The 7639-nt window shown below is 56.5% G+C and carries 9 protein-coding genes; 5 read left to right on the top strand and 4 right to left on the bottom strand.

Annotated features, from left to right (window positions below):
• The first annotated feature begins 196 nt into the window (after nt 1-196).
• The gene (locus L248_RS08085; RefSeq protein ID WP_022529678.1) at nt 197-1744 is read left to right on the top strand and encodes a coiled-coil domain-containing protein; all 1548 of its coding nucleotides are present in this window, start codon (nt 197-199) and stop codon (nt 1742-1744) included.
• On the opposite strand, the gene L248_RS08090 is transcribed toward L248_RS08085, so the two are convergent.
• A complete protein-coding gene (locus L248_RS08090; protein ID WP_196812009.1) occupies nt 1719-2540 on the bottom strand; it encodes a DUF2785 domain-containing protein in 822 nt (273 codons plus the stop codon). The genes L248_RS08085 and L248_RS08090 overlap by 26 nt on opposite strands.
• Nucleotides 2541-2723: 183 nt before the next feature.
• Here L248_RS08090 and L248_RS08095 point away from each other — a divergent pair, with 183 nt between their 5' ends.
• Nucleotides 2724-4034 (top strand): PTS sugar transporter subunit IIC, encoded by a 1311-nt coding sequence (locus L248_RS08095; protein ID WP_022529680.1) that lies wholly within the window; start codon nt 2724-2726, stop codon nt 4032-4034.
• 72 nt (nt 4035-4106) lie between these two features.
• On the opposite strand, the gene L248_RS08100 is transcribed toward L248_RS08095, so the two are convergent.
• The gene (locus L248_RS08100; RefSeq protein ID WP_022529681.1) at nt 4107-4877 is read right to left on the bottom strand and encodes an SGNH/GDSL hydrolase family protein; all 771 of its coding nucleotides are present in this window, start codon (nt 4875-4877) and stop codon (nt 4107-4109) included.
• A gap of 68 nt (nt 4878-4945) precedes the next feature.
• The gene (locus L248_RS08105) at nt 4946-5272 is read right to left on the bottom strand and encodes a YxeA family protein (protein ID WP_022529682.1); all 327 of its coding nucleotides are present in this window, start codon (nt 5270-5272) and stop codon (nt 4946-4948) included.
• Between the two features lie 227 nt (nt 5273-5499).
• On the opposite strand from L248_RS08105, the gene L248_RS08110 reads away from it, so the two are divergent.
• The 3 genes from L248_RS08110 (at nt 5500) to L248_RS08115 (ending at nt 7119) form a co-directional block, all read left to right on the top strand.
• The gene (locus L248_RS08110) at nt 5500-5901 is read left to right on the top strand and encodes a hypothetical protein (RefSeq protein ID WP_040535655.1); all 402 of its coding nucleotides are present in this window, start codon (nt 5500-5502) and stop codon (nt 5899-5901) included.
• 108 nt (nt 5902-6009) lie between these two features.
• Nucleotides 6010-6183, top strand: a complete 174-nt coding sequence (locus L248_RS15870; protein WP_022529684.1) for a hypothetical protein — start codon at nt 6010-6012, stop codon at nt 6181-6183.
• A gap of 243 nt (nt 6184-6426) precedes the next feature.
• The gene (locus L248_RS08115; protein WP_051999933.1) at nt 6427-7119 is read left to right on the top strand and encodes a class I SAM-dependent methyltransferase; all 693 of its coding nucleotides are present in this window, start codon (nt 6427-6429) and stop codon (nt 7117-7119) included.
• Between the two features lie 46 nt (nt 7120-7165).
• On the opposite strand, the gene L248_RS16055 is transcribed toward L248_RS08115, so the two are convergent.
• Nucleotides 7166-7492: a hypothetical protein gene (locus L248_RS16055; protein ID WP_022529686.1), complete on the bottom strand. Its 327-nt coding sequence runs from the start codon at nt 7490-7492 to the stop codon at nt 7166-7168.
• Nucleotides 7493-7639 lie beyond the last annotated feature (147 nt).

Below are 7639 nucleotides of genomic sequence, written 5' to 3' on the forward strand. Positions count from 1 at the left end.
AGTCACCTGGCAGCCATTCATGGGCTGACCGAACAGTGCCGGCGTGTTCAGCTTTTTCTCTCATGGCGTGCACCAGTACAAGTCCGCCAGAGCAGCCGGCCAAGCGCTGAAAACGGTCTCGCCTTTCTTCTCGAAACAGCCCCCATTCTCTGGTAGACTGGAGCTAAACACGTGAGAGAAAGCGAGGTGAATCCCCATGGCCGGTGCCAATTATATTGCGTTAAAACGCGCCCTCGATAAATTGAGCGGGCAGTCTCAGCAGCAGGCGGCAAATGAGCGGCGTAAGCAGTTGATGGCGGCCTTCGTGAAGCGCACGACGGGTGTGCGAACCGAGGCTGAAGAGGCCCGCCAAGCCAAGACGCTTAAGCCGAAGGAAAATAAGAAGGCCCTCAAGAAGGCCCCGCCGTCTAAGAAAGAGGCAGCTGCTAAAAAGCCGAGTAAACAAGACAAATTGGCCGATCAGCAGGAAATCTATCGGCTCAAGCACCAGCTAGCGACCGCCCGGCAAGGCCTGGTCGCGCAGCAAGACGCCATTCAGCAGTTGAAGCAGAAGGTACTGGACGAGCAAACGGCTACAGCCCATTGGCAGGCCCAGTATCAGGCAGCCCATGCAACGATGCGGACGATTCAAGCCGCCAATGTCTCCCGCCAACGCACGGCCCAGAGTCTGCAAGACAAGAACCGCAACCTGAGCAAGACTGTGACCCAGCAGCGGGCCGCCAACGCCAGCTTGCAGCGGACGCTGGACAAGACCACTGATCAGGTCAAGAGTCTGCGCGGTCAGTGGATCGCCCACAATCAAGACACCTACATCACCGCGTACCGCCTCTGGCAGCAAGAGCAGTCGCCGTACCGCATCCTGAAGGAAGAGGTCATTCCCCGCCTGCAGAGCCAGATCAAGGGCTTGCACACCCGCATCCAGACGCAGCAGGAAGAAATGGACTCGCTCACCCGAGCGTTCGCCAACGAAGCCCGCTGGCGGCCCACGGCGAAAGTCGCTGTCGACATCTTCGCCCCGCTGGTTACCCCGGCACAATTGAAGGAAATCCTGAAGATCATCAACCACGACCGGGCCAAGCCGATCGTCTATCACCACCCGCGGGCGGTCCCGGTACCGCCGCGCCCGGCTAACATCCCCATGACGGATGCGGTCCGGGTCAAGGTAACGTCACCAGACAAGCAGGCGGACACGCTGGTCAAAGACCTCCTCGCCCATACGACGGACACCACTCCGACGGAAACGCACTCTGAAAACGCGGCACCGAGCAAAAAAATACTGCACCTGGCCCTCGACCGGTACAGTAAGAAAAGCAACGTGCGGCCCGCCAAGGCGAAAACGGCGGATGAACCAGTGCCGCTGCCAGACTGGTTGGAAAACCCAGCACTATTTCAAAATATTGATGTCCATATCCTCACCTGGCAGGATGCCCGGGGCGTCCGCAGCCAGCTCAAGGCACTGGGCGCCAACGTGCATGTCGAACGGCCCGACGCCATTTCTCTCAGCCAGATCCATGCCATCGCGTACGGCGACCCCGCCGCCATCATCATTGCTGATCGCACCAAGGCCCACCATGCCACCGTGCAAGCAATGAAAGACATTCAAGCGGACACTGCGACGGCCCACGCTGCCGCGCTTATTGCCGACAAAGGGATTGGCGTGACCTCCACGCTGCGCAGTATCTACGACATTCTCCTAGGCCGCTGGAGTCGGGACCGGCCTACTGGCGAAAGCCCATCTGAATGAAATAATCATTGATGAAAGCCAAGCACGGCTGGCGGGCCGGGTCATCCACCGGCAGTAAGAAATACGCGTTCTGCATGATGCGCAGCCACGCACTCAGCCGGTAGTAAGACGGCAGACTATCCGCCGCATAATTGTGCCAGAGATAAGCATGTTCCACGGCCAGCCAATCCGTCCACTCGCGCAGTGAGATGTTGTGGGCAGTCAAGCCCACGACCAGCGCTGCCGCCAACCGCTGCTCTTCATCATCCAAGAAAGCGCTCGTCATCCGCCGCAAGACGGTGACGACGCTTTTTTGCACATCGGGGATCAGCGTGTGCAGGAATTGCGGGTGCTGCACAGCACTGCCGAGAAAGTCCGCCCCGTGGCCCACTGCATGGGCCCAGCCGTGGCCGGACACGTACCCGCGGTAGTCCTTTTCTCGCTGCAAGTAAGTCACTGCCCACTGCATATACGTCCGCCGCTGATCGTCAGTGAGAAAAGCGTGGGCCGCGTCGTAGTTGAGGATCAGCGTGCCCACCAGGGCCGTGAACGTGCGACCAAAGACCGCATCGGTACCGGGCCGGTCAATGTCCCGCCACAGGTCTTGGCGCCGTAACACCTCACGCGCCACTTCTGCCCGCTGGTCCGCCGTGAACCCGCCCTCAAAAAAGCCGCGGCCAAACAGCGTATAAATCACGTCGTCCCGCAGCTTGCCGTCGGGGTCCCCGATGTGGTCCAGCATAAATGTTAATTCGTCCGCCGTAATCGCCAACGGGCTGGCGTCCACCAGCGCCGCCAGTTCCTTCGTCATCGCCATCGTCTTCATCCTCCCTTTTGCCTCTGATGGTACCGTGTTCAGAGGGGTGGGGCAAGTGGCGTGAGAAACGTTACGGTCTGGTCGGCACCCCCTGTGCACATCCATGACTTTCCACCATGATAAGCATGTAGCCGGTTTCTTCCTGGCAATTCCAGTATAATTGGAAAGAAGGAGGGAACACACATGAACGGATTTGAAAAATTTCTCAATAAATACCTCGCTCCCATCGCCAACAAGATGAGCGCCAATACGTTCTTCTCCACCCTGGCGGGAGCGTTCGTGCGGACCATTCCGGTCACCATCGGCGTATCCATCGTACTGATCATTTATGGCCTGCCGATACCTGCTTGGCAGCAATATATTTACAGCACCGATCTCAATAACCAATTCAACGCGGCCATTAATGCCACGATGAATGCGCTGGGGATTTACGTGGCCTTTAACTTTGCCTACATCTACGCCGACCACTACAAGTACAGCGGCCTCAACGCTGCCTTGCTGGCCGTGGTCAGCTTCTTGATGCTGATGCCGCAAGTCATCAAGACGGGGAAGACGACCACCGTGTCGGCCTTTCTGACAGAAAACACGGGCGGCGGCGGTCTGCTGGTCGCCATCTTGGTGGCGTACATCACAGCCAGATTGTACGTCGTGCTCACCCAGCACCACTTCACCCTGAAGATGCCGCCTGGTGTACCGCCGATGGTCGAGGAGTCGATGAGTCCGGCCTTGATTGCCGTGGCGATTCTCACGTTGATGTTCGTTGTCCGCATCGGCTTCTGGCTGACGCCGTTCCACGATATCTTCAGCTTGATCACCAAGCTGGTGCAGATCCCGCTCCAGAACCTGACCGGCAACGCCTGGAGCGTCATTATCCTGGCGACGGTCACCAATCTGTTCTGGTTCTTCGGCCTGCACCCGTCATTGATTCTTGGGGTCGCCAGCCCGATCCTGCTGTCGCTGCTGACCCAGAACATCAATGCCTTGGCTGCCCAGAAGCCCCTGCCGTACTTAGTGGCCGGTATCGTCTACATCATGACCGGCAACATGTTTGGCGGTCAGGGCCAGACATACGGCCTGGTCATCGCCATGGCCCGGGCAAAGTCAGCGCGTTACAAGCAATTATTCAAATTGGAGCTGGTTCCGGCCATCTTCAACGTCAATGAACCGCTGATCTTCGGCTTTCCCATCATGCTCAACCCCATCTTTTTCATCCCCATGTTGTTGACCGCACCGATTTCCGGCTTCGTCAGCTGGGGTATGATCAAGCTGCTGGGCATCACGAAGTACCTGGCCTCGGCCCAGCTTCCCTGGACAACGCCCGGTCCCATCCAAGCCTTTATTCTGGGCGGCTGGCAGCTGCTCTTGATCATGGCTGTGGTGATGGTCTTGAATTTCTTCCTTTGGTATCCGTTCTTCAAAGTCGCCGACCGGCGGGCATTACAAGAAGAACAAGCAGCCGCCGCTGCAGAAACGGCAGCACAGGCTAAGAACTAATCACGCGTACAAAAATAGCAGATGATCACTGGCAATCGATATGTCAGCAATCATCTGCTTTTTTGTGCTTGCTTACTTCTTCGTCACTTGCTGCAAGACCTGTTTGGCCACCAGCGTGTAGTAATGCGGCTGACCGCTTGTGCTGGGATGGAAGCCGTCGGCGGCGAACCAATCGGTGTGGCCCTTGGCCACGGTGTACCAGTCGATCAAGTGCAGATTCTTGTACTTGTCAGTGGCCTTCTTAATTTGGTCGTTGGACTGGGATTCCCACGGCTGGCTGGGCACGTGGACGTTGATCCAGAAGACATCCCGCTTACTGCCCAAGACATCCATGATTTCCTTCGTGGTGTCAGCAGTGAACGTCCCGTTGGTGCCGACCCCAATGACGACGGTATTAGCCAGCTGCCCGGCACTTTGCATCTGCTTCAGCACGGCCGGTACGCCATACGCTTGGCGGCTTACATCTGCATGCATGACCATCTTCGGGAAGATTTCTTTCAGAAAGGACTCACTGCCCAGCATCACAGAGTCGCCGACGAAAGTGATTGGCATCGTCTTCGCGTATTGCAGCTCAGGATACGTCAAGCCGTACTGCTTTAATTTCCCGTACAGGGGATCCGCAGCGGCTTCGGAGGATTCGGCGGCGGCCTTACTGGACGAAGCGGCCGCGGCTTTCTTCGAACTGCTGGCGGCTGCCGCTTTCTTCTTGGCCGCCTGTTCCGTCCGTACCCGCTCGTTGTTTGCCTGGACACCGTAGTAAATTCCCCCGGCGACGGCAATGACCACGATCACGGCTGCGACGATGGCAATGATTTTCTTACTGCTGGATTTCTTCTCATGCATGAATTCCTGTCCGCTCCTTCGCGTGAATGTCACTCATTATCATACCATGAATCACGCGTTGGAGACGGTCAGCGCGCTTTCTCGGGCACCTCGTTCGGCTGCACTTGTTCCCAACTGGTGATTTCACCGTTTTTGGCGGTCAACTTGAGCCACGCATGCATCTTCAGCGGTGCGTCCTTAACCGTCGTGAACGAAATCTTGTGCTCCTTGCCCTCGGCATCTTTGGCCGTTACATCATACCGATACAAGTGGGCTTGGACGACGCCGTTTTTGTCCTTACTGGCAAACCGGGTGCCCTGGTCTTCGATATGGTAATAGTAAGCGGTGCCGCGATTGCAGCCGGCGAGCGTAAAAAGCGTTAATAGACTGACGAGCACGAGCATGAATTTTTTCATTGGATTTTCCCCTTACGATTTGTGATAGCACGTTGCCGCGCTTACTTATAGTGTACCAAATCCCATGGGACTGCGGCGAACAGTTCCGTCACGGAAAATCCGTCTGAAGATGGAGCGACGGCTTCGGCGGAAGTCCTCTTTTCCAAAAAGATTCCAAATAGATGCTTGACACCATCCATGTGGATGGTATTATTAAGCTGTTCAAAAAGCATAAAGGAGGAATCAGCATGGCCCGACCAAAATCGATGACCGAAAAGATCACCATTAACATCGACCCTGTCGACCTGGGGTACATTGACCTGTTGGTGGACCAGGGCTTCTACGGCAACCGCAGCGACTTCATCAAAAACGCGGTGAAGAGCCGGCTCCACGATTATGACGACCAGTTCAAGGACATCCAGCGCAAGGACCGCCAGACGACGGATTGGATCGTTGGTATCTCAACGATCACCGCCCGGGACGTCGCCAGCCACCTGGCGGAACACCGCCACACCGAACTGCACGTCATCGGCTACCTGACCGTGGACCGCGCTGTCGATCCGGATGCACTGAAGCAGGCCTACCCCACCATCGTGGTCAACGGCGTGTTCAAAGCCAGCAATGAAGTCAAAGCCGCTTACGGCTATTAACCCGAATGGAGGAATACCACCGATTTAACGGTTGCTTAAGACCGGTGCTTGCGGGCGGACATTGGCCACTGTTTCAGGTATGATAAGGGCAAGAAAGAAGGCGTCGCCATGAATGATGAACAAAAAGATAACGAGTTCGTTGACTTCGACAATTTTGACAACGACCGCCAACCGGCCGGCCTTTCCTTTAAAACGAAGAAACCGAACAACACCGTCAAGGCAATTATTGTTGGTGTCCTGGCTCTGGCCTTTCTCCGCCACCACCGGCGCAACCGGCGTTAGCCAGGGGCAGTGATGGCACCGCTTAGCTCCAACCTCAGCACCGCGATCATATTTCCGTGAACTGGTCACTGGCTGGCCAGTTTTTTTATTGCCGCGACGTCTCATCCGGCGTTCCGAAAAGGCTGTCATTGCAGCAGCCAAAAAATGCTATGCTGGATGTAGCAGAAACGCAGAAAGCAGGTGTGTATCATTTCTAACCAATCAATCTATGATGACCCCGACTTCTTCCAGGCCTATAGCCACATGGCCCGGTCCGAAGGCGGGCTGAAAGCGGCGGGCGAGTGGCAGACGCTGCAAAGCGTGCTGCCGGACTTCACCGGCAAGACCGTCCTGGATCTCGGCTGCGGTTACGGCTGGCATTGCCGCTACGCCGCTGAGCACGGTGCCAAAGCCGTGCTGGGCATCGATTCGTCGCAAAAGATGCTGGACAAGGCCGCAGAAATGACCGGTGACCGCCGGATCCAGTACCGCCAGATGGACATGACCGCCATTGCTTCGCTCCCTGATCATTACGACGTGATCCTCAGCTCGCTGGCCATCCATTACATTGCCGACTATGCCGGTCTGGTTGCCAAGATCTGGGACCGGCTGAATACCCCCGGCCGGTTCATTATGTCCGTCGAGCATCCCATCTTCACCGCCCAAGGGTCGGAGGAATGGATTACGGACAAAGCCGGTAAACGTCTCTATTGGCCAGTCGACCGCTACTTCGACGAATCCAGCCGAGAGACTGACTTCTTAGGCCACACCGTGAAGAAATACCATCGGACGCTCACCACGTATCTGGAGACCTTGCTGCGTGAAGGCTTCCAGCTGACCGACGTGGTCGAGCCGCAGCCGCCCAAGGCGATGCAGAAAGATAATCCCGATATGCAGGACGAGTTGCGGCGGCCGATGATGCTGATCGTATCCGCAACAAAACCGGCAACACATTAAAACAAGAGCCAGCCGCTGTTCATTCACCGCAGTGGCCTGGCCCTTGTTATTTCTTCTTGTGTTTCTTTTTCTTCTTGTCCTTTTTACCCGACTTGTCCTTATCTTTCTTTTTCTCGGCTTTCTTGTCGGCCTTTTTCTTTTCTTTGGCCGGTTTCTGCGCGGCTGGTGCTTCGCTGCTCTCCTCGCTATCCGCCGTCCCGTTCAAGAACGTCGCCGGGGACTGAGCCCGCAGGAAGAAGGCGGCCTGAGCATCGCCCAAATCGGCCCGCCGCTGCAGCTCTGCGCGGGCCGCGTTGGCTTGAAGCGTGGCGGTGAAATTCTTTGGGTATAAATACGTATACAAAACGCCGTTAGGTTCTTGCTGGATCGTCATGTCGTCACCTCCGATTGTTCACTCGTGGTCTATTACTCACTAATGTAGCACAGCGGCCGGCCCATCGCCATAGTGAATGCACCACCATCACTCGGGAGTTTGACAGTTTGGCACGCATAAGTCATCGTTGGCGCCCGGCATGGCGCT

Origin of the sequence: Schleiferilactobacillus shenzhenensis LY-73 (assembly GCF_000469325.1) — a bacterium.
Classification (GTDB): domain Bacteria; phylum Bacillota; class Bacilli; order Lactobacillales; family Lactobacillaceae; genus Schleiferilactobacillus; species Schleiferilactobacillus shenzhenensis.